The organism is Frondihabitans sp. PhB188 (assembly GCF_003752365.1).
GTDB lineage: Bacteria > Actinomycetota > Actinomycetes > Actinomycetales > Microbacteriaceae > Frondihabitans.
Map to the genome: position 1 here is coordinate 351,169 of NZ_RJUO01000004.1, position 25,824 is coordinate 376,992.

30 protein-coding genes are annotated in these 25,824 nt (G+C 70.5%); 28 read left to right on the plus strand and 2 right to left on the minus strand.

All coding sequences use genetic code 11. From position 1 onward, the window contains the following. Window positions 1-2: 2 nt before the first annotated feature. Window positions 3-491 carry a flagellar protein FlgN gene (locus tag EDF46_RS13780; RefSeq protein WP_123506876.1) on the minus strand — a complete coding sequence of 163 codons (489 nt, stop codon included), beginning with the start codon at window positions 489-491 and terminating at the stop codon, window positions 3-5. A 454-nt stretch (window positions 492-945) separates the two neighbouring features. On the opposite strand from EDF46_RS13780, the gene EDF46_RS13785 reads away from it, so the two are divergent. From EDF46_RS13785 to EDF46_RS13805, 5 genes are all read left to right on the plus strand, one after another. Then, on the plus strand, window positions 946-1,767 hold the full coding sequence (locus EDF46_RS13785) for a sigma-70 family RNA polymerase sigma factor (RefSeq protein WP_123506877.1): 822 nt from the start codon (window positions 946-948) through the stop codon (window positions 1,765-1,767). Window positions 1,768-1,880: 113 nt separating this feature from the next. Then, entirely contained in the window at window positions 1,881-2,729 is an 849-nt protein-coding gene (locus EDF46_RS13790; RefSeq protein WP_123506878.1) for a flagellin, read from the plus strand. A gap of 131 nt (window positions 2,730-2,860) precedes the next feature. Then, window positions 2,861-4,216 (plus strand): flagellar filament capping protein FliD, encoded by a 1,356-nt coding sequence (gene fliD, locus EDF46_RS13795; RefSeq protein WP_123506879.1) that lies wholly within the window; start codon window positions 2,861-2,863, stop codon window positions 4,214-4,216. 8 nt (window positions 4,217-4,224) lie between these two features. Further along, the gene (gene fliS, locus EDF46_RS13800; RefSeq protein ID WP_123506880.1) at window positions 4,225-4,671 is read left to right on the plus strand and encodes a flagellar export chaperone FliS; all 447 of its coding nucleotides are present in this window, start codon (window positions 4,225-4,227) and stop codon (window positions 4,669-4,671) included. Further along, window positions 4,664-4,963, plus strand: a complete 300-nt coding sequence (locus tag EDF46_RS13805) for a hypothetical protein (RefSeq protein WP_148061220.1) — start codon at window positions 4,664-4,666, stop codon at window positions 4,961-4,963. Before fliS ends, EDF46_RS13805 begins: the two co-directional genes overlap by 8 nt. 151 nt (window positions 4,964-5,114) lie before the next feature. On the opposite strand, the gene EDF46_RS13810 is transcribed toward EDF46_RS13805, so the two are convergent. Continuing rightward, complete coding sequence (locus tag EDF46_RS13810) at window positions 5,115-5,501, minus strand: DoxX family membrane protein (RefSeq protein ID WP_123506882.1); 387 nt, start codon at window positions 5,499-5,501, stop codon at window positions 5,115-5,117. A 158-nt stretch (window positions 5,502-5,659) separates the two neighbouring features. On the opposite strand from EDF46_RS13810, the gene EDF46_RS13815 reads away from it, so the two are divergent. The 23 genes from EDF46_RS13815 (at window position 5,660) to EDF46_RS13930 (ending at window position 25,816) form a co-directional block, all read left to right on the plus strand. Next, complete coding sequence (locus tag EDF46_RS13815) at window positions 5,660-6,001, plus strand: flagellar basal body protein (protein WP_123506883.1); 342 nt, start codon at window positions 5,660-5,662, stop codon at window positions 5,999-6,001. After that, window positions 6,001-6,396 carry a flagellar basal body rod protein FlgC gene (locus tag EDF46_RS13820; protein ID WP_123506884.1) on the plus strand — a complete coding sequence of 132 codons (396 nt, stop codon included), beginning with the start codon at window positions 6,001-6,003 and terminating at the stop codon, window positions 6,394-6,396. Before EDF46_RS13815 ends, EDF46_RS13820 begins: the two co-directional genes overlap by 1 nt. Beyond that, window positions 6,396-6,734, plus strand: a complete 339-nt coding sequence (gene fliE, locus EDF46_RS13825; RefSeq protein WP_123506885.1) for a flagellar hook-basal body complex protein FliE — start codon at window positions 6,396-6,398, stop codon at window positions 6,732-6,734. Before EDF46_RS13820 ends, fliE begins: the two co-directional genes overlap by 1 nt. Beyond that, window positions 6,734-8,401 (plus strand): flagellar basal-body MS-ring/collar protein FliF, encoded by a 1,668-nt coding sequence (gene fliF / locus EDF46_RS13830; protein ID WP_123506886.1) that lies wholly within the window; start codon window positions 6,734-6,736, stop codon window positions 8,399-8,401. Before fliE ends, fliF begins: the two co-directional genes overlap by 1 nt. Then, on the plus strand, window positions 8,398-9,423 hold the full coding sequence (gene fliG / locus EDF46_RS13835; RefSeq protein ID WP_123506887.1) for a flagellar motor switch protein FliG: 1,026 nt from the start codon (window positions 8,398-8,400) through the stop codon (window positions 9,421-9,423). The genes fliF and fliG overlap by 4 nt, the downstream gene beginning before the upstream one ends. Beyond that, a complete protein-coding gene (locus tag EDF46_RS13840; protein WP_123506888.1) occupies window positions 9,416-10,033 on the plus strand; it encodes a FliH/SctL family protein in 618 nt (205 codons plus the stop codon). The genes fliG and EDF46_RS13840 overlap by 8 nt, the downstream gene beginning before the upstream one ends. 2 nt (window positions 10,034-10,035) lie before the next feature. Next, window positions 10,036-11,382 (plus strand): FliI/YscN family ATPase, encoded by a 1,347-nt coding sequence (locus EDF46_RS13845; RefSeq protein WP_370454119.1) that lies wholly within the window; start codon window positions 10,036-10,038, stop codon window positions 11,380-11,382. After that, window positions 11,379-11,819 (plus strand): flagellar FliJ family protein, encoded by a 441-nt coding sequence (locus EDF46_RS13850; protein WP_158614259.1) that lies wholly within the window; start codon window positions 11,379-11,381, stop codon window positions 11,817-11,819. Before EDF46_RS13845 ends, EDF46_RS13850 begins: the two co-directional genes overlap by 4 nt. After that, window positions 11,816-12,529, plus strand: coding sequence for a C40 family peptidase (locus EDF46_RS18885; protein WP_123506891.1), 714 nt, complete (start codon window positions 11,816-11,818; stop codon window positions 12,527-12,529). Before EDF46_RS13850 ends, EDF46_RS18885 begins: the two co-directional genes overlap by 4 nt. After that, a complete protein-coding gene (locus EDF46_RS13865) occupies window positions 12,526-14,313 on the plus strand; it encodes a flagellar hook-length control protein FliK (RefSeq protein WP_158614260.1) in 1,788 nt (595 codons plus the stop codon). The genes EDF46_RS18885 and EDF46_RS13865 overlap by 4 nt, the downstream gene beginning before the upstream one ends. A 12-nt stretch (window positions 14,314-14,325) precedes the next feature. Beyond that, window positions 14,326-14,775, plus strand: coding sequence for a flagellar hook assembly protein FlgD (locus EDF46_RS13870; protein WP_123506893.1), 450 nt, complete (start codon window positions 14,326-14,328; stop codon window positions 14,773-14,775). A gap of 113 nt (window positions 14,776-14,888) precedes the next feature. Further along, entirely contained in the window at window positions 14,889-16,061 is a 1,173-nt protein-coding gene (locus EDF46_RS13875) for a flagellar hook protein FlgE (protein ID WP_123506894.1), read from the plus strand. Window positions 16,062-16,262: 201 nt separating this feature from the next. Continuing rightward, the gene (locus tag EDF46_RS13880) at window positions 16,263-16,532 is read left to right on the plus strand and encodes a flagellar FlbD family protein (RefSeq protein WP_123506895.1); all 270 of its coding nucleotides are present in this window, start codon (window positions 16,263-16,265) and stop codon (window positions 16,530-16,532) included. Then, entirely contained in the window at window positions 16,532-17,344 is an 813-nt protein-coding gene (locus tag EDF46_RS13885; RefSeq protein ID WP_123506896.1) for a motility protein A, read from the plus strand. The genes EDF46_RS13880 and EDF46_RS13885 overlap by 1 nt, the downstream gene beginning before the upstream one ends. Beyond that, window positions 17,341-18,300: a flagellar motor protein MotB gene (locus EDF46_RS13890; protein ID WP_233580040.1), complete on the plus strand. Its 960-nt coding sequence runs from the start codon at window positions 17,341-17,343 to the stop codon at window positions 18,298-18,300. Before EDF46_RS13885 ends, EDF46_RS13890 begins: the two co-directional genes overlap by 4 nt. A gap of 71 nt (window positions 18,301-18,371) precedes the next feature. Continuing rightward, a complete protein-coding gene (locus EDF46_RS13895) occupies window positions 18,372-19,283 on the plus strand; it encodes a flagellar motor switch protein FliM (RefSeq protein WP_123506897.1) in 912 nt (303 codons plus the stop codon). Continuing rightward, entirely contained in the window at window positions 19,280-19,960 is a 681-nt protein-coding gene (gene fliN / locus EDF46_RS13900; protein ID WP_123506898.1) for a flagellar motor switch protein FliN, read from the plus strand. Before EDF46_RS13895 ends, fliN begins: the two co-directional genes overlap by 4 nt. 2 nt (window positions 19,961-19,962) lie before the next feature. Then, window positions 19,963-20,454 (plus strand): flagellar biosynthetic protein FliO, encoded by a 492-nt coding sequence (locus EDF46_RS13905; protein ID WP_158614261.1) that lies wholly within the window; start codon window positions 19,963-19,965, stop codon window positions 20,452-20,454. Between the two features lie 287 nt (window positions 20,455-20,741). Then, the gene (gene fliP, locus EDF46_RS13910) at window positions 20,742-21,569 is read left to right on the plus strand and encodes a flagellar type III secretion system pore protein FliP (RefSeq protein ID WP_370454120.1); all 828 of its coding nucleotides are present in this window, start codon (window positions 20,742-20,744) and stop codon (window positions 21,567-21,569) included. After that, window positions 21,569-21,844, plus strand: coding sequence for a flagellar biosynthesis protein FliQ (gene fliQ / locus EDF46_RS13915; protein WP_123506901.1), 276 nt, complete (start codon window positions 21,569-21,571; stop codon window positions 21,842-21,844). Before fliP ends, fliQ begins: the two co-directional genes overlap by 1 nt. Further along, window positions 21,844-22,605, plus strand: coding sequence for a flagellar biosynthetic protein FliR (locus EDF46_RS13920; protein ID WP_123506902.1), 762 nt, complete (start codon window positions 21,844-21,846; stop codon window positions 22,603-22,605). The genes fliQ and EDF46_RS13920 overlap by 1 nt, the downstream gene beginning before the upstream one ends. Continuing rightward, the gene (locus tag EDF46_RS13925; RefSeq protein ID WP_123506903.1) at window positions 22,605-23,756 is read left to right on the plus strand and encodes a flagellar biosynthesis protein FlhB; all 1,152 of its coding nucleotides are present in this window, start codon (window positions 22,605-22,607) and stop codon (window positions 23,754-23,756) included. The genes EDF46_RS13920 and EDF46_RS13925 overlap by 1 nt, the downstream gene beginning before the upstream one ends. Continuing rightward, window positions 23,753-25,816 (plus strand): flagellar biosynthesis protein FlhA, encoded by a 2,064-nt coding sequence (locus tag EDF46_RS13930; RefSeq protein ID WP_123506904.1) that lies wholly within the window; start codon window positions 23,753-23,755, stop codon window positions 25,814-25,816. Before EDF46_RS13925 ends, EDF46_RS13930 begins: the two co-directional genes overlap by 4 nt. Window positions 25,817-25,824 lie beyond the last annotated feature (8 nt).

Genomic DNA, 25,824 nt, shown 5'->3' on the forward strand with positions numbered 1-25,824 from the left:
GTCTACAGCCGTCCGTCGAAGAGGTGGCTCGACGACGCCGTCGCGGCGCGCCCGGCGCCGTGGGAGTCGTAGAGGGAGGAGTCGGCCGACACGGTCGCGAGCGTCTCCTGGGTGGAGCGGGCGGCGGCGCGCAGGAACTGCTCGTTCTCGTCGCGCAGCTGCTTGATCTGCCGAGTCAATTCCGTCATCGCCCGGAGGTGGGAGGAGAAGATGTCGGCCCAGGGCCCGTCGGGCGCGTGCTCGACGAGCTCGCGCAGAGGCATCTCGGAGTCGGTCCCCCACTCCTCGGCGACGACGGCGACTTCGACGGTCCGCTCGAGGCCCGCGGAGCGCAGGCGGTCGAGCACCTGCTCGACCTCGCGGGTCGCGTGCTCGATCCACCGGGACTTCCCGGCGGTGAGGAGCAGCTGCTCCTCTTCCAGCTTGAACGTGAGGAGCTCCAGGAGCTCCCTCTCACGCCAGAGCACGGCGGACAATTCGTTCACGCCCACGGTCCCTCCACGTCTTGGCTGCGATCTGTGCCGCAGGTGGCCGTCCGGCTCACAACGACCACTATCGGCAGGGCGGCACAGGGCGTTAGAGGCGATCGAGACTTCGTGCGATATCCGTGCCCCCCGAATGGTCGACACGGGCCTGGCACCCCGGCTCCCGACCGCCCCGTCACAACTCCCCTTACGGGGGTGAATATGCGGGAAAATTGCTGTCTGTCCCCCTAAATGACGACACCCCAAACCCCCGGAGTGGGGCCATTTCGGCCTAGTTTTCGGGGGTTGCGCCCCTCTAGCGTTATGGGTGTCGGAAAGATCACTCCGACACCGCCGGCGGACCGCTAGGGACGAGCCGGACTCCACGAACTCTCCCGCCGCGACCGCGGCACCTTCCACTCGAATCGCTTCGGCGCGCTCTGCCGCCGGGGTTATTCGTCATGCCTACTCAGGGGTCACGATGAACAAGACGGAACGCAACACGATGGTGGTTCAGAACCTCCCGCTCGTGGGCTACCTCGTCTCCGAGGTGTGCGCCAAGGCGACGCACCTCAGCCGTGACGACCTGGCCTCGGCCGGCGCCCTCGCCCTCGTCCAGGCCGCCGACGCCTTCGACCCCACGCAGGGCGTGCCGTTCGGCGCCTACGCCCGCACCCGCATCATGGGGGCCTTCGCCGACGACATGCGCTCGAGCGACTGGGCCAGCCGCGCCACCCGCAAGCGCATCAAGGAGACCCTCGCGACGCAGGAGACCCTGACCGCCGCCCTCGGACGCACCCCGAACGTCGACGAGATCGCCTCGTCGCTCGGCGTCGACCGCCAGACCGCCGCCGATGCCCTCACCGACGCCTCGCGCACCGTGTCGGCCATCGACGAGACCGTCGCCGACCAGCTGGCCGCCGACATCATCCTCCCCGAGGAGACGCTGCTCGAGCAGGAGCGCACCCGCTACCTCCGCGCCGCTGTCGACGCCCTCCCCGAGAAGATGCGCTTCATCATCGAGAACGTCTACTTCGGCGACCGCAGCGTCACCGAGGTCGCCGAGGAGCTCGGCATCACGCACTCCGCCGTCTCGCAGCAGCGCACCGAGGCGATCCGCCTCCTCCGCGACGGCCTCAACACCCACTATGCGTCCGACGACAACGCCGAGGTCGTCCACGAGTCGCGCACCGCGCCTGCTCGCCGCGCCGCCTACCTCGCCCGTGTCGCCGGGAACGCCGTCGCCGGCATCGGCATCGCCCTGCACGACGCCGAGGCTCCGCGCGTCGCCGTCGCCTCCTGAAAAACTTTTCGAGAATTCGCTAACGGACCGGCACGCGCCGCCGATAGCTATCAATGTCAGCCCACGGATGGGCGGCAGAACCACCCCCAACAATCACGGAAGAGAAGAACATCATGGGTTTCCAGATCAACAACAACCTCGCGGCGAACAACACCTACCGCAACCTCAACAGCACGCAGGGTGAGCTGTCGAAGTCCCTCGAGAAGCTCTCGTCGGGTCTCCGCATCAACCGTGCCGCTGACGACGCTGCGGGCCTCGCCATCTCCGAGGGCCTCAAGTCGCAGGTCGGCGGCCTCACGGTGGCCGCTCGCAACTCGCAGGACGGCATCTCCGTCGTCCAGACCGCTGAAGGTGGACTGACCGAAACGCAGTCGATCCTCCAGCGCATGCGCGACCTCGCTGTTCAGGCCGGCAACGACTCGAACAACGACACCTCGCGTGCTGCGATCAAGACCGAGACCGACGCCCTCACCACGGAGCTCACTCGCATCTCCGCCTCCACCAACTTCAACGGCATCTCGCTGCTGGACGGCAAGGGTGGCACGGGCGCTGACGGCAAGCTGAGCTTCCAGGTCGGTGCCGGTTCGGACACCGCCTCGAACACCATCGTCGTCGACCTCTCGACCGCTGACGTGTCGAAGACGGCCACCGCCGTCGGCGCCATCGACCTGACCGACGCCACCAAGTCGGCCGCTGCGATCAAGACGATCGACGACGAGATCACGAAGATCTCCACGGCTCGTGCTGGCCTCGGTGCGGTTCAGAACCGCTTCGAGCACGCCATCAACAACACCAACGTCGCCAAGGAGAACCTCACGGCCGCCTCGTCGCGCATCACCGACACCGACATGGCGGAGGAGATGGTCAAGTACACGCGATCGAACATCCTCAGCCAGGCCGGCACCGCGATGCTCGCTCAGGCGAACCAGAGCACGCAGGGTGTGCTGAGCCTCCTCCGCTAGTCCTTAGCGAGCGGGCAGCAGTACCAGCACCACCCATCCGCGGATGGAGGGTGAGGAGTGGAAGTTCGGGTCCCCTCCTCACCCCCTCCGCGGACCAAAGTCGTTCTCGAAAAGGCTGAAAGGAGCCGCTCATGGCAGGACTCGCCGTCGACGGCCTCGTCTCCGGTCTCGACACGACGTCGCTCATCAACTCCCTGATGACCGTCGAATCGCAGCCCCAGACCCTCCTCAAGGCCAAGGTCACCTCGACCCAGTCCGCGATCACGGCCCTCCAGGGCCTGAACACGCAGGTAGCCGCGCTCGCCACGGCCGCCACCACGGCCAAGTCGGCCACCTCGCTGTCGCTGTTCACGGCCTCGACCTCGTCGACCACCGTCACAGCGACCGCCTCCACAGCGGCGTCCGCCGGCTCCATCGATTTCACCGTCGGATCCGTCGCCCAGGCCAAGACCGGCGTCACCGCCGCGATGTCCGCCTGGCCCTCCGACCCGGCCACCCTCAGCATCGTCGACTCGACCGGAAAGTCGTTCGACATCACCGCGAAGTCGACTTCGCTCGACGACGTGGTCACCGCGGTCAACGCATCCGGCTCGGGCGTCAAGGCGGTCAAGGTCGCCTCGGGCACCGCCGCCGACGGCTCGACTCGGTACCGCCTCCAGTTCACGGCGCAGTCGACCGGCACGAAGGGCGATTTCACCGTCCTCCAGGGCGGGTCCGACCTTCTCGCCGCTCCCGGTGCCGCCGTCACCAAGACCGCGCAGGACGCCACCGTCACGCTCTGGGCCGGCACGAGCGCCGAGCAGACCATCACGTCGAACACCAACACGTTCGCCGACCTGCTCCCCGGCGTCTCGGTCACCGTCACCAAGGCGTCGACCGACCCGGTCACGGTCACCGTCGCCCAAGACCAGACCGCTGCCAGCAAGGTCGCCTCCGGCCTCGTCGACAGCCTCAACGGCGTCTTCGGCCTCATCTCGACCAAGAGCGCAATCGTCAACAGCACCGACTCGTCGGGCAAGGCCGTCGTCTCCGGTGGCCCCTTCACCGGCGACAGCACGGTGCGCGGCGTCAACCAGTCCCTCGTCGACGCGGCCTCGCTGCCGGTCAACGGCAAGTCGCCGTCCGAGATCGGCATCAGCATCACCCGTGACGGGATCCTCTCGTTCGACGCCGACAAGTTCGCCGCCGCGATGGCCGCCGACCCCGAGGGCACGCAGGCGATGTTCTCGACCCTGACGTCGCGCGTGGCCGACGCCGCGAACCAGGCATCCGACAAGTACGACGGCCAGATCACCGGCGTCATCACCGGCCAGCAGTCGCTCGTCACGTCCATGAGCAAGCAGGTCGACGAGTGGGACCTCCGCCTCACCGACCGCCGCGCCTCGCTCGAGAAGCTCTACTCCGCTCTCGAGGTGCAGCTCTCCAACCTCCAGTCGCAGGCTACGTCGCTGACGTCGTCGCTCGCGAACCTGCCGACCTACAGCTGAGAACCGCCATGACCCTCACCTTCGGACACACCGCCCAGCGCAGCGCCTACGAGCGCGAGGCCATCCTCTCGGCGACGCCGACCCGGCTCCTCACCATGCTGTACGACCGCCTCCTCCTCGACCTCGGCCGGGCAGAAGCGGCACAGGGCGCAGGATCCTGGGCCACCGCCTCCGAGAACCTCCTCCACGCCCAGGCCATCGTCTCCGAGCTCACCACGTCGCTCCGCGTCGAGCTCTGGGAGGGCGGCGTCGAGCTCCAGGCCCTGTACACCTACGTGTCGGTCGCCCTCGTCAACGCCAACGTGCGCCGCAACGTCGAGCTGACCCGCGAGGCCATCGGCCTCCTCGAGCCGCTCCGCCAGGCGTGGCACGAGGCCGCCGCCTCGATCCCGGCCGCGGGTGCCGCCACGATCGACACCCCCACCTACCTGGGCGGGAGCCTCGGCGTTGCCTAGGTCGGAAGAGACCCGTCAGGCCTGGCTCGACGCGCTCGCCGAGATGGAGGCCGTCGCCGGCGCCTCGGGCGACAGCGCCTACGCCCCCTCGGCGTGGACCCCCCAGGCCGACCTCGGCCCGCTGCCCGCCGACCTCGTCGAGCGCGCCCGCGAGGTGCAGGACGCCCAGAAGTCCGCGATCCAGCGCGTGCTGGAGGCCCGCCGTACGGTGGTCAAGCACCTGGCCGCACTGAAGTCGGTTCCTGCGGCGCGGGATTCCGACCGCGCGGTCTATCTCGACGCCACCGGCTGAATCTTCTTGCCGCGACGCGTGTCGCGGCACCGGACCTCGGACAAGCCTCGGTCGTCCGGCGTCACGGCCCACGCCGCGGCGCCCTTCTTGCCGCGGCGCGGCGAGGTCTCTGGGGAACCCGGCCACCCCGAGTTCCTGCGCCCAGGGCTCGCTACTTGCGGGTCGACCAGAGCGCCCACGCGACGAGCAGCGGCTGCCCGAGCAGGCGCAGCGCGCGCTTCTTGTCGGTGTCGAGCCCGAATGCGTCTTCGCGCTTGAGCAGCTGCGACAGGTTGCCGGGGAAGATCGCGGTGAAGAAGGTCGCCGCCAGGCTGCCGACCGCGCGCCGCTGGATGCCCGAGGCGATCGCCGCGCCGAGCGCCATCTCGACGACTCCCGAGGCGAGCACGACCTGGTCGATGGTCAGCGGGGTGTTGTCGGTGATCGACTTCGGCACCTGCGCCTGAAAGGGCTCGCGCGCGAAGGTGAGGTGCGAGGCGCCGGCGAAGACGAGGATGCCGCCGAGCAGGAGGCGTGCGGCGGTACGGGGAACGGACATCCGTCAATGATGCCCCCCGAAGACGGGGGCGGTCGGGAGCGAACCACCCCTAACGCCATCGCCTCACCCGGCCGATAGAGCACAGTGAGCACGGATCGCTCACCTCATCAGGCCACGGATCGGCCGCCCCGCCACTTGCAACCGCGAAGCGAGCCGACGTGCTGGAATCCGTGACCTCCCGAGCTCTGGAGAGCGCCCTCGACGGGCTCTCCCTGCGCCAGAAGGCGATCGCGAACAACATCGCGAACATCAACACCCCCGGCTACACCGCCGAGCGGGTCTCGTTCGAAGACGCCCTCGCGGCGTCCGTCAAGGCGGGCAGCGGTTCGACCACCGCCACCATGGCCCGCTCGCTCGAGCCCACCAACGAGGACGGCAACAACGTCAACCTCGACACCGAGACGCTCAGCAACACGACGACGGTGCTCCAGTACCAGTTCGCCACCCAGGCCGAGAACAACGTGCTCACCAGCGTCCGCTCCGTTCTGAGGAGCAGCTGATGGGCATGTTCGACGCGATCGGGATCGCGAGCACGGGCCTCACCGTCCACCGCAAGTGGATGGACGCCATCTCGGACAACATCGCCAACGTCAACACCGTCAAGCCGATGTCGGAGGCCGCCTTCCAGGCGCGCTACGTCGAGGTGCAGGAGGGCGACGGCGTCTCCGGCGTCTACGTCAAGGGAGCTGCGTTCGGCAGTGCCGCCGGCCGGGTCACGTACTCGCCCGACGACCCCCAGGCCGACGAGAACGGCTACGTCCGGATGCCCGACGTCGACCTCGGCACCCAGATGGCCGACCTGATCATGGCCCAGCGCGGCTACCAGGCGAACGCGGCGGTCGTCGACCGCGCGAAGACAAGCTACGAAGCAGCACTTGAGATCGGACGCAACTGATGCCCATTTACCCCGTCAACGGGACCTTCCCCGTCGGTTCGACCGCCCTCAACTCCGGCGTCTCGAACGTGGGCGCGACTCAGGACGCCTCGCAGATCAACGGCATGGACGCGACGCCGACCACCGGCGCCGGCAGCTTCGGCAACGTCATCGACGGCCTGCAGTCGCTGCAGGGCCAGTCGCAAGACCTGGCGGTCAAGGCCGTCACCGGCGACCTCGACGACGTCCACACCGCCACCATCGCGGCGACCCGCGCGCAGGTCACCCTCGAGCTCGTCTCCGCCGTCCGCAACAAGGGCGTCGACGCGTTCAACGAGATCATGAGGATGCAGGCCTGATGCCCCCCGCACTCCGCTCCATGCTGACCGGCCTGCAGAGCAAGATCCAGGCCTTCACCGTCGCCCAGCGCACCCTCGCCGTCATCGGCGTCGCAGTGCTCGTGCTCGGCGGCATCGCCCTCACCTCGTGGCTCACCAAGCCCTCGTACACGCCGCTCTTCACCGGCCTCGCCGCCACCGACGCGTCGTCGGTCGTCGACCAGCTCACCACCGACGGCGTCCCCTACCAGCTCACCGACGGCGGCTCCACGATCCTCGTGCCGCAGTCGCAGGTGTACGCCGAGCGCCTCAAGGCCGCCTCGGCCGGCCTCCCCGCCGACAACTCGGGCGGCTACTCGCTGCTCGACACGATGGGCGTCACCTCGTCGGAGTTCCAGCAGAACGTCACCTACAAGCGCGCGATCGAGGGCGAGCTCGCCAAGACGATCATGGCCATGGACGGCATCCAGGCCGCCAGCGTCCAGCTCGCAATCCCCGCCGAGACCGTCTTCGCCGACGAGAAGACCGACCCCACGGCGTCGGTGTTCGTGCAGCCGAAGTCGGGCGTCACGCTGTCGACCGACCAGGTCGACGCGATCGTCCACCTCACCTCCGCCTCGATCGAGGGCATGAAGCCGACCGACGTCTCCGTCGTCGACGCCTCCGGCAACGTGCTCTCAGCCGTCGGCACCGGCACCACCGGCTCGTCGTCCAAGCAGTCCAGCGACTACGAGAGCCGCGTGCAGTCCAACGTCCAGGCGATGCTCGACAAGGTGCTCGGCGCCGGCAACTCGACCGTCGTCGTCGCCGCCGACATGAACCAGTCGTCGGGCACCAAGGTCACCGAGTCGTACACGGCTCCCACCGGCGGCGCGGCTCCGCTCAGCGAGTCCAGCACCAAGGAGTCCTACGGCAGCGGCGCAGGATCCGGCAGCACCGGCACGACCGGCGTCCTGGGCCCCGACAACATCGCCGTCCCCTCCGGCTCCGCATCCGACCCCTCCGCGTCGGCCACCGACGGCGGCTACGTCAACGAGTCGGCGACCAAGAACAACGCCGTCGACAAGACCACCGAGACCACGTCGATCCCCGCGGGCCAGCTGACGAAGCAGACCATCTCGGTCGCCATCAACAGCTCGGTCGCCGGCGGCACCAGCCTCACCGCGATCTCGGACCTCGTCTCGAAGGCGGCCGGCGTCGACAAGACCCGCGGCGACTCCGTCAGCGTCCAGTCCGTGAGCTTCAGCACCACCGGTGCCAAGGCCGCCGCCGCCGCTCTCAAGTCGGCGAACGCCCAGGCCGCCGCCGACAGCAAGAACTCGCTGATCAAGACGGCCGCCACCATCGGCGGAATCGCGATCCCGCTGCTCATCGCCCTCTTCCTGCTGACCCGCCGCGGTCGCAAGCAGGAGCGCGAGGACATCGACCTCGGCGAGATCTCGTCGGTCGCGACCACCTGGCCCGGCGACGCCGAGACCAAGCAAATGGCTCTCGACGCCGCCGAGCAGCGCCGCCTCCTCGAGGCCTCGCAGCCCCGCACGGCTGTGACCGCGCAGATCCCGTCGCTCGACCCCGAGGGCGCCTCGATGGAGCGCAAGCGCGCCGAGATCGACGCCCTGGCCGCCTCCGACCCCGACCGCACCGCCGAGCTGCTCCGCGGGCTCCTCGATGACAGGCAGCCGGTATGAGCCCCGTCACCAAGGCGGCCGAGCTGACCGGCGCCCAGAAGGTCGCCGTCATCCTCATGCAGATGGACCAGGTCCGCGCGGCCGCCGTCATGCAGAAGTTCAGCGAGGCCGAGGCCGACGAGATCACGGCCGAGCTGGTCAAGATGCGCCGCGTCGAGTCGTCCGTCGCCGACGAGGCCGTGGGCGAGTTCCACGACCTCACCACGCAGGGTCGCCTGACCCGCCGCGGCGGCCGCGACTTCGCCGTCGGGCTGCTCGAGGCGTCGTTCGGCTCCGAGAAGGCCGCCGGCGTCATGGAGCGCCTCGCGTCGTCCATGGCCGGCCGCTCGTTCGAGTTCCTCGAGGCCGCCGACTCCGGCCAGCTGCTCACCCTCCTCGACGGCGAGCTGCCCCAGACCATCGCCCTCGTGCTCGCGCACCTCGCCGCCGACCAGGCGTCGGCCGTGCTCGTCGGCCTCGACGTGTCGCTCCGCACCGACGTCGCGCAGGCCATCGCCACGATGGGCACCGCCACCCCCGAGGCCGTCGGGATCGTCGCGCAGACCCTCAAGGTCCGCGCCGGCGCCGTCGTCGCCCCGCGCGAGCAGGTCGAGGCCGTCGGAGGCATCCAGCCGCTCGTCGACATCATCAACCGCTCCGACGCGGCCACCGAGCGCATCCTCCTGGAGGGCCTCGAGGCGCGCGACCCGGCGCTCGCCGAAGAGGTTCGCTCGCGCATGCTCACCTTCGTCGACATCGTCAAGCTCGACGCCCGCGACGTGCAGCAGGTGCTGCGCGGCATCGACGCGGCCGTGCTCGCGATCGCCATGAAGGGCGCTCCCGAGGCCGTCACCGAGGTCATCCGCGCGAACGTGTCGGAGCGCAACCGCGAGCTCCTGGACGACGAGATCCGCGCCGCCGGCCCGGTCCGCATGTCGCAGGTCGAAGAGGCCCGCGCCTCGGTCGTCACCGCGATCCGCGAGCTCGAGGCCCAGGGCGCGATCACCGTGCAGCGCGGCGACGAGGAGGCCCTCGTTGAGTAGCTTCGTCCAGGCGGCGTTCCCCGTCCTCCGCAACCCGATCACCGCCGCACGCGAGAACGAGGCGTCCGAGCGCGGTCACGCCGCGGGCTACGCGGCCGGCCTCCGCGCCGCCGCCGCCGAGACGGCCGCCCTCCGCGCGCAGCTCGTCGCCGAGCGCGACGCCGCCGTGGCGCAGGCCGACGCGCGCTCCGCCGCGGCCGCCGCCATCATGGTGGCGTCGGCGCGAGCCATCGACGACCGCCAGACGGCGCTCCGCACCGAAGCGCAGGAGACCCTGCTGGTCACCTCGCTCCAGCTGGCGGCGGCGATCCTCGGCTACGAGGTCGAGACCAATCCGTCGTCGACCGTCATCGCCGCGCTCACGCGGGCCCTGTCGGACGTCGACCCCGCCGACGTGGTCGTCGTGCGCCTGAACCCGTCCGACCTCTCCCTCCTCGACGGCCAGGCCGACTCGCTCGGCGTGAAGCTCGTCGCCGACCCGTCGCTCGGCCGCGGCGACGCCCAGGCCGACCTGCGCGCCGGCTTCATCGACGCCGCGCTCTCGACCGCGCTCGCCCGCGCCGAGCAGGCGCTGACGGGCGCGCAGCCGGCCACCGGGGGAGTCGCGTGAGCATCGCCACCCTCGACATCGCACCCCGTCTGGCGGAGGCGTCGCGCGCTGCGCGACCCCTGCGCATCGGCGTGGTGTCGAGCGTCGTCGGCCTCGGCATCGGCGTGTCCGGACTCGACGTCGCCATCGGCGACCTCGTCTCGGTCGGCGACCCGATCGTCGGACCCGCCGGCCTGCCGGAGGAGCGCATCGCCGAGGTCGTCGCTGCCACCCGCGACGGCGTCCGCATCATGCCCCTCGCGCCGATGACCGGCGTCCGCTCGGGAATGGCGGTCCGCCCCACCGGCCGCCCCATCCTCGTGCCGACCGGCCGCGGCCTGTTCGGGCGCGTGCTCGACGGACTCGGCCGCCCGATCGACGGCAAGGGCCCGCTGCAGTTCGACGAGCTCGTGCCCGTCGACCACGCGACGCCCAACTCGATGCAGCGCGCCCGCATCGACACGCCCCTTCAGCTCGGCGTCCGCGCCCTCGACACGCTCACCACCGCCGGCCGCGGCCAGCGCATGGGCCTGTTCGCGGGCTCCGGCGTCGGGAAGTCGTCGCTGCTGTCGATGATCGCCCGAGGCACGGATGCCGAGGTCAGCGTGATCGCCCTGATCGGCGAGCGCGGACGAGAGGTGCGCGAGTTCCTGGAAGACGATCTCGGCCCGGAGGGCCTCGCGCGCTCGGTCGTCGTCGTCTCGACCTCCGACGAGCCCGCGCTGATGCGCCTGCGTGCCGCCTTCGTGGCGACCCGCATCGCGGAGTCGTTCCGCGACACCGGCTCGGACGTCGTGCTGATGATGGACTCGCTCACCCGCGTGGCCATGGCCCAGCGCGAGATCGGCCTCTCGGTCGGCGAGCCGCCGGCGACCCGGGGCTACCCGCCGTCGACGTTCTCGACGCTCGCCAACCTGCTCGAGCGCGCCGGCACCGACGTGCAGGGCTCGGTCACCGGCCTCTATACCGTGCTAGTGGACGGCGACGACCACAACGAGCCGATCGCCGACGCCGCCCGCAGCATCCTCGACGGCCACGTCGTCCTCGACCGGAAGCTCGCGGTCACCGGCCACTTCCCGTCGATCGACGTGCTCGGCTCGATCTCGCGCGTGGCCTCGAAGGTCATCACGAGGGAGCAGTCGGCCGCCGCGAAGCACCTCCGCACGGTCATGGCCGCTCGTCGCGCCGCCCAGGACCTCATCGACGTGGGCGCCTACCAGTCGGGATCGAACCCGCTGGTCGACGCGGCCGTCGCGCACCAGGGCGAGATCGACCGCTTCCTGCAGCAGACGATGGACGACCAGACGCCGTCCGACGCCGCCTGGGCGCAGCTCATCGCGCTCGCCCGCACGCTGGGGGCCGCCCTGTGAAGACGTTCTCGCTCGCCGGCCTCCTCCGAGTCCGGCACGCCCAGCAGCAGAAGGCGCTGGCCGAGCTCTCTCAGGCCAACCACCGCATCCGCGACGTGGCCGAGCGCCGCGCCCGCGCCGAGCGCACCCTCGAGGACGCCGCCGGCAGGAACGCGATCATCACCGACGCCGCCACCCTCACCGCTGTCGCGGCGGCCCGGGCCTCGACCCGCGGCATGATCGCCGAGCTCGACGCCGTCGCCGATGCCCACCGTGTCGCCGCCGCGGAGGCGCAGGTCGAGTTCAACGCCGCCCGCGCCCGCTCCGTCGCCCTCGAGAAGCTCGAGGAGCGCCACCTGCTCGCCGAGCGCGAGAAGGACCTCCGCGACGAGCAGCTCGCTCTCGACGAGATCGCCACCAACCGTTTCCGACCCGCCGACCCGGAGGAGCTGTCATGAGCGTCACCGACGTCCTCTCTCGGATCTCCCAGATCCAGAGCACCATCGCCGAGATCCAGTCCGGCCTGCCGTCGTCCACCTCGTCGACCGCCTCGACCGACGGCGCCTCGACGTTCGCGTCCGCGCTCGCCGCGGCCGGAGCCACGACCGACGCGACCGCGACGACCGCGACCAGCACCGACGCGCTCGACTCGACCGCGGGTACGGCGGCCACGCCGGCGAGCCCGACCGGGGGCCTCGTCGCCAACGGCGTCACCGGCGCCGACGTGGTGGCCGACGCCAAGAAGTACCTCGGCGTGCCCTACGTGTTCGGCGGCACCACGACCAGCGGGATGGACTGCTCCGGCCTCGTCCAGACCGTCTTCAAAGACCTCGGCATCACCATGCCGCGCGTCGTGCCCGACCAGGCGAACATGGGCGTCAAGGTGCCCGACCTCGCCCACGCGAAGGCCGGCGACATCATCACCACCAAGGACGAGGGTCACATCGTGATCTACCTCGGCGACGGCAAGATCCTCCACGCGCCGCGCCCCGGAAAGGACGTCAGGATCATCGACAACTACCTCACGGACGCCGACATCGGAGAGATCCGCCGCATCGTCCCCTCGACCGCCGCCACGACGCAGCCCGTCTCCGGCAGCTCGTCGAAGTCCGATCTCGTCAACGCCGCGCTCCAGCAGCTCATGGCCTCCTCGGGGAGCGCCGCGTGAGCCCGGCGATGCCGTCGGTCGCCGACGCGCTCACCACGGCGCCCGCGCGTCCTGGCTCGTCGTCGTCCGTCGACTCGCCGGCGTCGGCTGCCTCGTTCGGCGACGCGATGCAGGGTGCAGCGGCTCCGGCGCGCGATGCCGCGGGCAAGGGCGGTCAGGCTGCCGCAGGCTCGCCCGGGGCTGGTTCCGGCGCTGCTGGTTCGGCTGCTGCCGGTCCCGCCGCTAGCCCTTCCGCTTCGGCTTCCGGCCGCGCCGCTTCGGGCGAGGCCGCGAAGGCCGTCGCGCCGCGCGACCACGCGCCGCGGGACGCGTCCACGAGCGACGACGGGAGCGCGGACGCGAAAGACGACGCGGCCCCGATCGCCGTCCCTGCCGCGCTGGCGATTCAGGGTTCGAGCGTCGCACCCGTCGTGCTCGCCGCCCTGGCGTCGGCTGCAGCGAGCACTGCCCCTGAGTTGTCGACGGCGGCGGCGCCGACCAGCGCCGCGCCGTCCGGCGGCCCCGTTCCGCTCGCGGCCGCCCCTGCCTCCGCAGGCCTCGCGGCGATTCAGGCTCGAGGCGCGCAGCTCGCCGTCGCCGCCCCGCAGTCCGCCGCCGGCATCGCCCCTGAGTCGTCGACCGGCACCGCGTTGTCGACCGGCACCGCGTCGTCGGTTGTCGCGCCGACGGCCTCCGCCGCGCCGGCCGCCGCCCTTGCCGCCGCGCCGGCCGCTCTCGCCGCCGCCGCCCCGTCGACAACTCAGGGTCGAAGCACGGTCGCCGCCGTCACGAGCCCGGTCGGCGCACCCATCGCTAGCACCGCCCCTGAGTTCTCGACGGCCGCAGAGCCGAGCGCCACCGCGTCGACCAGCGCAGCGTCGATCGGTGCCGCTTCGACCGCCGCCGCTTCGACGGCCGCCGCGCCGGCTGCTCCGGCCCCGACCGCCGCAGCCCCGACTGCCGCCACCGCGACGACCGCAGCCGCCACTGCGACGAGCGCAGCCGCCACCGCTACGCCCGCGACCGGCTCGGCCGCCGCCGCCGGCCCGGCCTCGACGGCCGCTGCCCTCGCCGCCGCCCCGACCACGGCACCCCCGGCCGACGGCCCTGTCGTCCGCACCGCCGACGCGGCCTCCGCTGCCGTCCAGCCCGCCGCCTCCGCCGCCTCCCCCCAGGGCCAGCCCGGCTCGGGCCAGGCCGGCCAGGGCCAGCCCGGCTCCGGCCTGCCGACCGCCGTCGCGCCGGCGGCCCAGGCCGCGCAGGGCACGGCGGCCGTCGCCGTCGACTCCGCCGCCGCGTTCGCACAGGTCCAGCAGGCCGCCCCCGCAGCGCCGTCGGCCGCCGCCCCTTCGGGAGCCCCTGCCGCCCCGATGCCCCTCCACACGCAGCTCGCCCGCCCGGTGTTCACGCTCGCTGCCGCCGGAAGCGGCGACCACGTCGTGACCGTGCAGCTCTCGCCGGATGCCCTGGGCCCGATGACGGTCCGCGCGCACGTCAGTGCGCAGGGGATGCACGTCGAGCTGTTCGCGCAGTCGGAGGCCGGCCGCGATGCGGTGCGCGGGATCCTGCCGGATCTCCGTCGCGACCTGCAGTCGGCCGGCCTCCAGTCGAGCGTCGACCTCTCGAGCCAGAACCAGCCGCAGCAGCAGGCCGCGGGCGCGTTCGGCCAGGGCGCCGGCCAGTCGGATCGCTCCGGAGAAGCTACCGAATCGCGCACGACTGCCGATAGTCAGAGCGAAGACACCTCTGTCGCCGCGCCCCGCGCACTGCACCCCACCTCCTCCTCCATCGACGTGATGGCCTGAAAGGACTACCGAATGGCACTCGACGGCATCACCGGAACGGTCTCCACGTCCGTTCCCGCCACCAGCACCACTTCGACGGCCCGCACGCCGAAGCAGTCGATGGACAGCGAGATGTTCCTGCAGCTGCTCGTCTCGCAGCTGCAGAACCAGGACCCGTCGTCGCCGATGGACACCAACGCCATGATCAGCCAGACCACGCAGCTGGCGATGATGGAGCAGGTCACCAACAACACGACGACCGGCAACGAGAACTTCTCGCTCCAGATGCGGATCTCGGCCGCGAACCTCGTCGGCAAGCAGGTCACGTACGACGACGCGTCGGGCACCTCGGTGACCGGCACGGCCGCGTCGGTGTCGTTCGCCGGCAGCGTGCCGACGGTGAGCGTCGGCGGCAAGGACGTCCCCCTCGACTCCATCTCGGGAATTGTCGACAAGTCGGCGGCGACCAGCACGACCCCCTGACGCACAGCACCACCACAGACCCCGCTCCACCTCGGCTGCCACGGACGGCGACCGGCATCACGGCCACGGAAGGCCGCTTCACACACACTTCCTTCCTTTCGAAAGGCCCTCCCATGCTCCGCTCGCTCTACTCCGGCATCGCCGGCCTCCGCGCCCACCAGACCATGCTCGACGTCACCGGCAACAACATCGCCAACGTCAACACGGTCGGCTTCAAGTCGTCGTCGACGGTGTTCCAGGACACCCTGTCGCAGATCACCCACGGCGCCGGCGGCGCCCAGGAGGGTCTCGGCGGCACGAACCCCGCCCAGGTCGGCCTCGGCGTGCAGGTCGCCGGCATCACCACCAACTTCTCGCAGGGCTCGGCCCAGGCGACCGGCAAGGCGACCGACCTGATGATCTCGGGCGACGGCTTCTTCGTCACCCGCAACGGCAACGAGAGCGTCTACACCCGCGCCGGCTCGTTCGACTTCGACAGCCAGGGCCGCCTCACCACCACCGACGGCAAGATCGTCCAGGGCTACCCCGCGACCGACGGCGTCGTCAACACCAACGGCGGCCTGGCCGACATCATGCTGCCCGTCGGCGCCACCTCGGCCGCCCAGGAGACCACCTCCGCGAAGGTCGGCGGCAACCTCCCGGGCGACGCCGCCACCGGCACCGTCATCACGCGCGACGTCGACGCCTACGACAAGCAGGGCACCAAGCACACGCTGACCCTCGACTTCACGAAGACCGCCGCCGGCTGGGACGTCGCCGGCGACGACGGCCAGGGCAACAAGGGCACCACCTCGCTGGCCTTCGCCAACGGCAAGCAGACCACCTCCGGCTCGCTGACCGTCGGCGACGTCACCACCGACATGTCGTCGCTCACCGGCTTCGCCACCCTCTCGACCGTCGCCGTCTCGGACGTCAACGGCCGCCAGGCCGGCACGCTCAACGGCTACACGATCTCGGCCGACGGAACCCTCGTCGGCTCCTTCTCGAACGGCACCACCTCGAAGCTCGGCCAGATCGCGCTCGCCACCTTCACGAACCCGGCCGGCCTCGAGAAGGTCGGCAACTCCGGCTACGTCGTGTCGTCGAACTCGGGCGCGATGGCCCTCGGCGCCCCCGGCCAGCCCGGCCGCGGCGCCCTCGCCGGCGGCACGCTCGAGATGTCGAACGTCGACCTCTCGCAGGAGTTCACGAACCTGATCGTCGCCCAGCGCGGCTTCCAGGCCAACGCCCGCATCATCACGACCTCCGACGAGGTGCTGCAGGAGCTCACGAACCTCAAGCGCTAGACGGGATAGCGCAGGAACTGCAGATGGCCGGCTTCGTCACGAAGCCGGCCATCTGCGGTTCCTGCGCCGTTAAACCACCGGAAAAAGAGGCGCACGAACCTAACGCCCCCTCACCTCCGGCCGATAGTGAGTAGTAGCAGCGCAGGAAGCGCTCTTCGCGGGACACGGATGGACCGCGAGAATCAGACCTAGGACGGGCCCATGATCGTCGTCACACGACTCAATGACAGTCAGTTCGCGATCAACCCCGACTTGATCGAGCGAATCCACGAGAACCCCGACACCACCCTCGTGATGGTGGACGGAGCGAAGTTCATCGTCACCGAGACGATGGCCGAGGTGATCGAGCTGGTAGCGCGCTACCGCTCTCGCATCGTGTCGCTCGCGTACGACGAGAAGCCGGCTTCGCCGCCTCAGCGCACGCTGGGCCTCGTGACGACCGGCTCCTTCGAGAAGAGGGGCGAGCGCTGATGGATCCCGCAATGCTCATCGGCCTGGTGCTCGCCTTCGGCGCACTGGTCGGCATGATGACGATCGAGCACGTCTCGATCATGTCCATCTTCCTTCCGGGGCCGCTGGTGCTGGTCTTCGGCACGACGCTCGGCGTCGGCATCGCCTCGGGTGCCCTGAAAGACACGATCAACTCGTTCAAGTCGATCCTCCCGTCGATCCTGGCGAAGAAGGCCAACCCCACGAAGGCCATCGACGACCTGGTCGCCATCTCGGAGAAGGCGCGCGCCAACGGCCTGCTCGCCCTCGAGCAGGAGGCCGAGGGCGTCGACGACCCGTTCCTGAAGGGGGCGCTGCAGAGCGTCGCCGACGGCACCGACGGCGACGAGCTCCGCGAGCTGCTCGAAGACGAGATCCAGGGCCGCACCGCGCAGTGGCGCCAGGCCGCCCGCTTCTTCATGACGCTGGGCGGGTTCGCCCCCACCGTCGGCATCATCGGCACCGTCGTCTCGCTGACCCACGTGCTCGAGAACCTCTCGTCGCCCGACACCCTCGGCCCCCTCATCGCGTCGGCGTTCATCGCGACCCTGTGGGGTCTCATCAGCTCGAACCTGATCTGGCTGCCGATCGCCGGCCGCATCAAGCGCATGATGGAGCTCGAGGTCACCCGGATGACGCTGCTCATGGAAGGCGTCCTCGCCATCCAGGAGGGCACGCAGCCGCGCCTGCTCGGAGCCCGCCTCCGCGCGATGGTGCCGAAAGTCGACATGCCCGCCGAGGGCAAGACGGTCAAGTCGACCAAGGTGAGCGACAAAGAGGACGTCGCGGCGTGAGCAAGCGCAAGAAGCACGTCGAGGAGCACGACGAGCACCCCGACGAGCGCTGGATGGCGTCGTACATGGACATGATCACCGTGCTCATGTGCCTCTTCCTCGTGCTGTTCGCGATGTCGAGCGTCGACGCCCAGAAGTTCGCCGCCCTCAAGGAGTCCCTGGCGACCGGCTTCGGCCAGACCAAGTCGTCGCACGTCGACACCGCGTCGGGCACCGTCGTCGACAAGAAGGACGCCACGAAAGAGGGCGCCGGCTACTCGAAGTCCGACACCGACGCCAAGACCGCCGCCGCGGCGAACGGCGTCGCCGCGACCAACAGCGATGCATCGGGCGCCGGAACTGCGAAGGCCGCCGCCACCGCGAAGCAGCAGGCCGCTGCCGCCGCCGCCAAGGCCACCCCCGCCCAGCAGAAGGCGAACACCAAGGCGGCCGCCGCCGAGGTCGACGACCTCACCTCGATCAAGAAGGCCATCGCCGCACGTCTCGCCCAGGAGGGCCTGACGAACGACGTGCAGTTCACCCTCGACTCGCGCGGCCTGACCGTGCGGCTCGTCGGCTCCGAGACGTTCTTCGGATCGAACTCGGCCGACCTGTCGGCCATCGCCGACCAGGTCATGAACGCTATCTCCCCCGTGCTGAAGACAGCGGGCCACAACGTCTCGGTGGAGGGTCACGCCGACTCCCGAGCGTCGACCGCTCCGTATGCGACCAACTGGGAGCTGTCGGCGGCGCGGGCCACCGCGGTGCTCCGCGACCTCGTCGAGCGGGGCGGCATGCCGGCCGACCGGATCCAGTCCGTCGGCTACGGCTCGTCGAGACCGCTGTCGAAGGGGTCGACCGACGCCGACATGGCGAAGAACCGCCGCGTCGACATCGTCGTGCTCTCGAACCAGAAGGACGACGTCAACGCGCTCATCCCCAAGATCGCCGCCGCGGAGGCCGCCGCGATGAAGTAGACGGCGCCAAGTAGTAAACCAATCGAGATAAATCTCTAACGCCTGGTCGGGGTCGGCCGATAACTATTCACGTGACCCTCCTCGACCAGACAGCTCCGAGCACGCAGCGACCTGCGCGCTCGGTCGAGGTCTACGACTTCCGCCGCCCCACGACGCTCGCTCGTGAGCACTCGCGCGTGCTGGAGCTGGGCTTCGAGACCTTCGCGCGCCAGTGGGGGACGCAGCTGACCGCCAAGGTCCGCGTCATCTCGCAGGTGACCTGCGAGCAGGTCGAGATGACCACCTACGACGACTTCGCCGCGTCGCTCCCCGCCACGACCGCCATGGTTCTCTGCCCGCTCGACGGCGTGACGGCGAAGGCCGTCATCCAGTTCCCGTCGGCGGCGGCCCTCGGCTGGGTCACCCACATGCTCGGCGGCACCACCACCGCCGCGACCGTGCTCCCCGAGCGCAAGTTCACCCCGATCGAGCAGGCTCTCGTGCGTCGCCTCATGGACGACGCGCTCGAAGACCTCCGCTACTCGCTCGGCTCGCTCCTGGTCACCCCGATCTCGGTCGGCGGCTTCCAGTACAACTCGCAGTTCGCGCAGGCGGCTGCGAAGAGCGACCTCATGATCGTCGCCTCGTTCGAGATCCGCGTCGGCGAGGCCTCCGCGCCCGCCACGCTCGCGCTTCCCGCCGAGATCCTGCTGCCGCAGCTCGGCGAGACCAACCCGATGGCCACGACGGCGAACGCCCGCGAGCTCGTCGACGCGCAGCTCGCTCAGGTGCCGGTCGACGTCGGGCTGCAGTTCCTGCCCGCTCGGGTTCTGCCCTCGGCCGTGCTCGACCTCGCGGTCGGCGACCTCCTGGCCCTCCCGCACCCCGCGCACCGCCCGCTCGACGTCACCGTCGGCGGCATCCCCGTCGGTCGCGCCGCCGTCGGAGCCAACGGCTCCCGCCTCGCCGGCATCATCGTCACCACCGAAGAGAGACTCGCATGACCACCGCCACCGCTCTGCACTCGGCCGCCGCGTACGCGCTCGCCGACCTCCTGCCGTCGAGCACCCCGCTGTCGGTGCAGCCCACGGCGGCGGCCCCGGTCGGCGTCCTCGCCGACGCCGTCGTCTCGACGTTCGTCGGCGACGTGTCGGCCGACTTCGCGCTCGTCACCGAGCTCTCGGGCAGCGCCGCCGCCGGCCTGCCCGCCGCCGACCTGCTCCGCCCGGCCCTCGAGGCCGCCGCGAACGCACTCGGCGCCGGCGTGCTCGGCGAGGTCGTCGCCTCCGACGCGCAGGCGCTCGCCGCCGACTCCGAGAGCGTCGTCTTCGAGCTCGTCGACGCGGGTCGCCCGGTCGGCTGGTTCGTCGTCCGCATCCGCGAGTTCGGTGCCGTCGCCGGCACCGCACCCGCGTTCGTCGGCTCGGTCGCCGACAAGCTCGGCCGCATCAACAACGTCGAGATGGCGCTCACGGTCGAGATCGGCCGCACGCGCATGTCGGTCCGCGACGTGCTCGGCCTCGAGCCCGGCGCCGTCATCGAGCTCGACCGCTCAGCCGGCGCCCCCGCCGACGTCCTCCTCAACGGGCGCCTCATCGCCCACGGCGAGGTCGTCGTCGTCGACCAGGACTACGCCGTCCGCATCACGCAGATCCTCGACCTCGCGGACGGACAGATCTGACCGTGGACACCCTCTTCCTGGGCCTTCGGGTCGTCGTCTCCCTCGCCGCGGTGCTGGGCCTCCTCTGGTTCATCCAGAAGAAGGTCGCCGCGAAGACAGGGCGCGGCGCCAAGCAGGCCAAGCACGTCACCGTGGTGGCCCGCCAGGGCCTCTCGGGGAAGGCCTCCGTCGCAGTCGTCGACGTCGAGGGCATCCGGTACGTGCTCGGGGTCACCGAGACCCAGGTGAGCGTCCTCGGATCGGGCCAGGCGCCCGCCGACGCCAAGGTCACGGCCATCGCGCCGGCCGTCGCCGCCACGACTGCGTCCGCGTTCGCGGACGTGCTCGACCAGACCCCGGCCCCCGCCGTCGAGACCGTCGTGCTCAGCCCCCGCCGCGCGGCCCGCGCTGCCGCCGCGGCTCCGGTCCCGGCTTCGCCGATCGCGGGTTCCATCCTCTCCGCGAGCACCTGGAAGCAGGCCGCCGCCGCCATGAGAGCACAGAAGCGAGCATGACGACCACGCCCCTCCGCCGCTTCACGTGGGCCGCGGCTCCCACCAGTGCGCCCATTTTCCTCTTCGGGCCGGATACCTCCCGCGGCACCGGCCCTTCGACAGGCTCCGGTCGTCCGGCGTCACGTCCGGCATCCGGCCGCCTGTTCGGAGGCGAGCGCAGGAACTCGCGCCCCGCCCTCGTCGAGGCACTCCGCCAGGGCGCCGAGCACAGCCTGGCCGCCAAGCTCCTCGGGCTCGGCCCCGCCCCGGTCCTCCTGTCGGCGGCCGAGCGCCAGGCCCTGCGCCGCATCCGCCTCGCGCGCCTGCTCCGCATCGCTCTCGTCGTCACCGCCGTGCTCGTCTTCATCGTCGGCTTCGTGCTCGTGACGGCGAACGCCGGCCACGCCGCTCCCGTCGAGCCGACGGCGCCGGTCACCCCGACCGGCCCCACGGCACCTGCCACCTCGGGCACCGGCGGCGTCTCGGTCAACATCAACGGCCCCGACGGAACCCCCTCGTCGGCCGTGGTCACGCTGCTCGGACTCACGCTCCTCAGCGTCGCGCCGGCCCTGCTGCTGATGATGACCAGCTTCACCAAGATCTTCGTGGTCCTGGCCATGACGCGGAACGCGCTCAGCCTCCAGTCGATCCCGCCGAACCAGGTCATCGCGGGCCTCGCGCTCTTCCTGAGCCTGTTCATCATGGGCCCGGTCCTGATCCACATCAACGACGCCGCCCTGCAGCCCTACCTCGCCGGGAAGATCGACTTCACCCACGCGATCACGCTCGCCGAGCAGCCCCTCCGCACCTTCATGACGGCGCACACCCGCGAGGAGGACATCGCCCTGATGACCCGCGCGGCCAAGAAGGCCAACCCGGCGAACATCGAGTCGGTGCCGATGCTCACCCTCATCCCGTCGTTCATGATCTCGGAGCTCCGCTCGGCGTTCATCATCGGCTTCGTCATCTTCCTGCCGTTCCTGGTCATCGACCTCGTCGTCTCCGCCGCCCTGATGTCGATGGGCATGATGATGCTGCCGCCGGTCATGATCTCGCTGCCCTTCAAGATCCTCCTCTTCGTCCTCGTCGACGGCTGGGGCCTGATCATCAAGAGCCTGATCGAGAGCTACAACTGATGGACAGCACAGCCGTTCTCGACCTCGGCGTCCAGGCCCTCGTGGTGGCCGCGAAGCTCGCCGCCCCGGTGCTCATCACGGCCCTCGTCGTCGGCTTCGCCATCTCGCTGCTGCAGTCGATCACCCAGATCCAGGAGCCCACGCTCGCGTTCGTGCCCAAGGCGATCGCCTGCGCCATCGCGCTGGTCGTCTGCGGCAACTGGATGATCTCGACCATGGTCACCTTCACGACCACCCTGTTCGACCGCATCCCGTCGCTGCTCGGCGGTGCCTGATGGGCCTCTCCTTCTCGATGGGCGCGGTCGAGGCCGTCATGCTCGCCAGCGTCCGCATCGTCGCCTTCCTGATGATCGCGCCGCCGTTCAACCACTCGGCCATCCCCGCCCGCGTCAAGGCCATGCTCAGTGTCGGCCTCGCCCTCGCGGTCGCCCCGGTCGTCGTGCCGGGCTACGTCGAGCAGGCGACCGGCGCCTTCTTCGTGTCGCTGATCCTGTCGCTGGTCACCGGCGCCGTCCTCGGCTTCCTGGTGTGGCTCGCCTTCGCCGCCGTCCAGTCGGCCGGCAGCGCGATCGACCTCTTCGGCGGCTTCCAGCTCGCCATGGGCTACGACCCCGGCTCGCAGGTCAACGGCGCGCAGTTCACGCGCATCTTCCAGATGACCTCGCTGGTGCTCCTGTTCACGTCGGGCGGCTACCTCCTGGTCATCGGCGGCCTGCTCCGCACGTTCGACGCCATCCCGGTCTCGGGCGGCCTCGACCTGGCTCACCCCGCGCAGCTGCTGGTGTCGACGACGTCGTCGATGTTCCTGTCGACGCTGCAGATCGCCGGGCCCCTGATCGTCATCCTCTTCCTCGCCGACGCGGGCCTCGGCCTGCTGACGCGCGTCGCGCCGGCGCTCAACGCGTTCCAGCTCGGCTATCCGCTCAAGATCATGATCACGCTCGGCCTCGCCGGCATGGTCTTCGTCGCGCTGCCGCAGGTCGTCTCGTCGCTCTCGCGCGAGGCCGTCGACATCATGCTCGGGGCGGTGAGCTGATGGCCGACGAGACCGGCGAGAAGACAGAGGACGCCACCGAGAAGAGGATGAAGGAGGTCCACGGCAAGGGCCAGCTCTCCAAGTCCACCGACCTCAGCGCGTGGGTCGGCGTCGCCGCCGCCGTCATCGCCATCCCCGGTGCCATCGACCGCGCGACGACCGCCGGCCTCCACCAGGTCCTCACCGTCCAGGACGTCATAAAGGACCCGACGCAGGCGCGCGCCACCGCGGCCATGTTCGACGCCTTCTCGTCGATCGGCGGCGTCATGGGCCCGATGCTCGCGATCGTCGGCATCGCCGTGCTGGTCACCGCGGTCGTCCAGGGCGGCGTCCACTTCAAGAAGTCGATCATGAAGTTCGAGCACTTCAACCTGCTCGCCGGCATCAAGAACATGTTCGGCATGCAAGCGCTCTGGCAGGGCGCGAAGGTGCTGCTCAAGACCGGCGTCGTCGCGCTCGTGCTGTGGACTGTCATCCAGGGCCTCCTGCCGGTGCTGATGAACGCCGACCTCCCGCTCTCCTCGCTCATGGCCGCCGCCGGAAGCGGCGTCTCGTCGCTCGTCGTCGCGGCCGTCGCCGCCGGCCTCGTGCTGGGCGGCCTCGACGTCCTGGTCGTCATGCGCCGCAACCGCAAGAAGACGCGGATGTCGAAGAAGGAGATCAAGGACGAGAGCAAGTCGTCCGACGGCGACCCGCTGATCAAGCAGCAGCGTCGCGCCCGCGCCATGGCGATGAGCCGCGGTCGCATGATGAGCGCGATCGCCGACGCCGACGTCGTCATGGTCAACCCCACGCACGTCGCCGTCGCGCTCAAGTACGAGCCCGGCCGCTCGGCGCCCCGCGTCGTCGCGAAGGGCGCCGGCGAGGTCGCCCGCGGCATCCGCGAGAAGGCCGAGGCCGAGGGCGTGCCCATGGTCAAGGACATCCCGCTGGCCCGCGCGCTCCACGCCGCGTGCGAGCTGGGCGACGAGATCCCCGTCGAGCTCTACTCGCCCGTCGCTCGCGTCCTCACCTTCGTGATGGCCCTCACGGCGCGCGGCTCGCGCGCCGCCGAGGGCGTGCACACGATGCCCGGCGGGGCCGGCTACACGGCCCCCGCCCCCACCGACTCAGAACCGACCGCCCCCGACCTCGTTGGAGCCCCCGCATGACCGCACCCTCAAAAATGGCCGGCCTCCCCAAGCTCGCCGTCCCCGTCGGGGTAGTCGGCATCGTGCTGCTCCTGGTCGTCCCGGTGCCGTCGTTCCTGCTCGACACCCTGATCATCTGCAACATCCTGCTCGCGCTGGTCATCCTGCTGACGACGATGTTCGTCAAGAAGCCGATGGACTTCTCGGTCTTCCCGTCGCTGCTCCTCATCGCGACGCTCTTCCGCCTCGGCCTGAACGTGGCGTCGACCCGCCTCGTGCTCAGCCAGGGCTTCGCCGGCGACGTCATCCAGGCCTTCGGCCACGTCGCCGTCGGCGGCTCGGTCATCATCGGCGCCGTGATCTTCCTGATCCTCGTCGTCATCCAGTTCGTCGTCGTCACCAAGGGCGCCGAGCGCGTGGCCGAGGTCGGCGCGCGCTTCACCCTCGACGCCATGCCCGGCAAGCAGATGGCGATCGACGCCGACCTGAACGCCGGACTCATCACCGACGAGATCGCCAAGAAGCGCCGCGCCGAGGTGGCCGGCGAGGCCGACTTCTACGGCGCCATGGACGGTGCGTCGAAGTTCGTCAAGGGCGACGCGATCGCCGGCATCCTGATCATCATCATCAACCTGATCGGCGGCATCGCCACCGGGATGGTCTCCGGCGGCCTCGCCATCGGCGACGCGCTCTCGAAGTACGGCATCCTCACCATCGGCGACGGCCTCGTCACCCAGATCCCCGCGCTGCTGATGGCCGTCTCCACCGGCATGATCGTCACCCGCTCCAACGCGGAGTCCGACCTGGGCTCGACGGCGTCCACGCAGCTCACCCAGTCGCGCACCGCGATCATGATCGCCGGCGTCGCCGCGATCGGCATGGGCTTCATCCCCGGCATGCCGATCGTGCCCTTCCTCGTCGTCGGCGTCACCCTCCTGATCATCGGCCAGCGCATCAAGACCCGGAACGCCAAGGAGGCCGCGGCCGCCGAGCTCGCCGCCATCGCTCCGGCCGCCCCCACCACCGAGACCACCGACGACCTGCTCGAGCAGATGCGCGTCCACGCCCTCGAGATCCAGCTCGCACCCGACCTGGTCGACATGGTCTCCGGCGCCTCCGACGACCTCCTCGGCCGCGTCCGCGCCCTGCGCCGCAAGGTCGCCATGGAGCTCGGCGTCGTCGTGCCCCCGGTCCGCACTCGCGACTCGGTCGAGCTGCCGCCGTCGACCTACGCGATCCGGATCGCCGGCGTCGAGGCCGGCCGCGGCACCGCGCCCGCCGGCAAGGTGCTCGCCCTCGGCGACTACCTCGACGCTCTGCCCGGAGTCTCGACGATCGAGCCCGTGTTCGGCCTCGCCGGCAAGTGGATCCCCTCCGAGATGCGCCACTCGGCCGAGATGACCGGCGCGACCGTCATCGACCGCGTGTCGGTCCTGGTCACCCACCTGTCGTCGATCATCGCCGACAACGCGGCTCGCCTCCTCACCCGCGAAGACGTCCGCGTGCTCGTCGAGGGCGTCAAGACGGTCAACGCCCCGGCCGTCGACGAGCTCATCCCCGGCATGCTCAGCATGGCCGAGCTGCAGCGCGTGCTCCAGGGCCTGCTCCAGGAGCAGATCCCGATCAACGACCTCGGCCGCATCTGCGAGGCGCTCACGCTCCGCGCCAAGGTGTCGACCGACCCCGAGGGCCTCATCGAGTCGGCCCGCGCCGCGCTCGGCCCCGCGCTCGCCGCCCAGTACCTCGACGGCAACGTGCTCCGCGTCATCATGATCGAGCCCGGCCTGGAGCAGTCGCTCCTCGAGGGCCTGCGCCCGTCCGAGAACGGCTCGCAGATCCTCATCGACGCCAACCGCATCGAGATGATCCTGTCGTCGCTGAAGGCGTCGCTGCAGAACGTCGAGGCATCGGGCCTCTCGGCCGTCCTCGTCTGCGCCCCCGCCCTCCGCCCGGCTATCCGCCGCCTCGTGTCCGCCCAGACCGGCGGGCTGCCCGTCCTGAACTACCAGGAGGCCACCGCCGGCAACTCGACCATCGAGACCGTCGGGGTCGTCCGCGGCGTCGACACCCTCGCGGCCTAGTGCGAAAC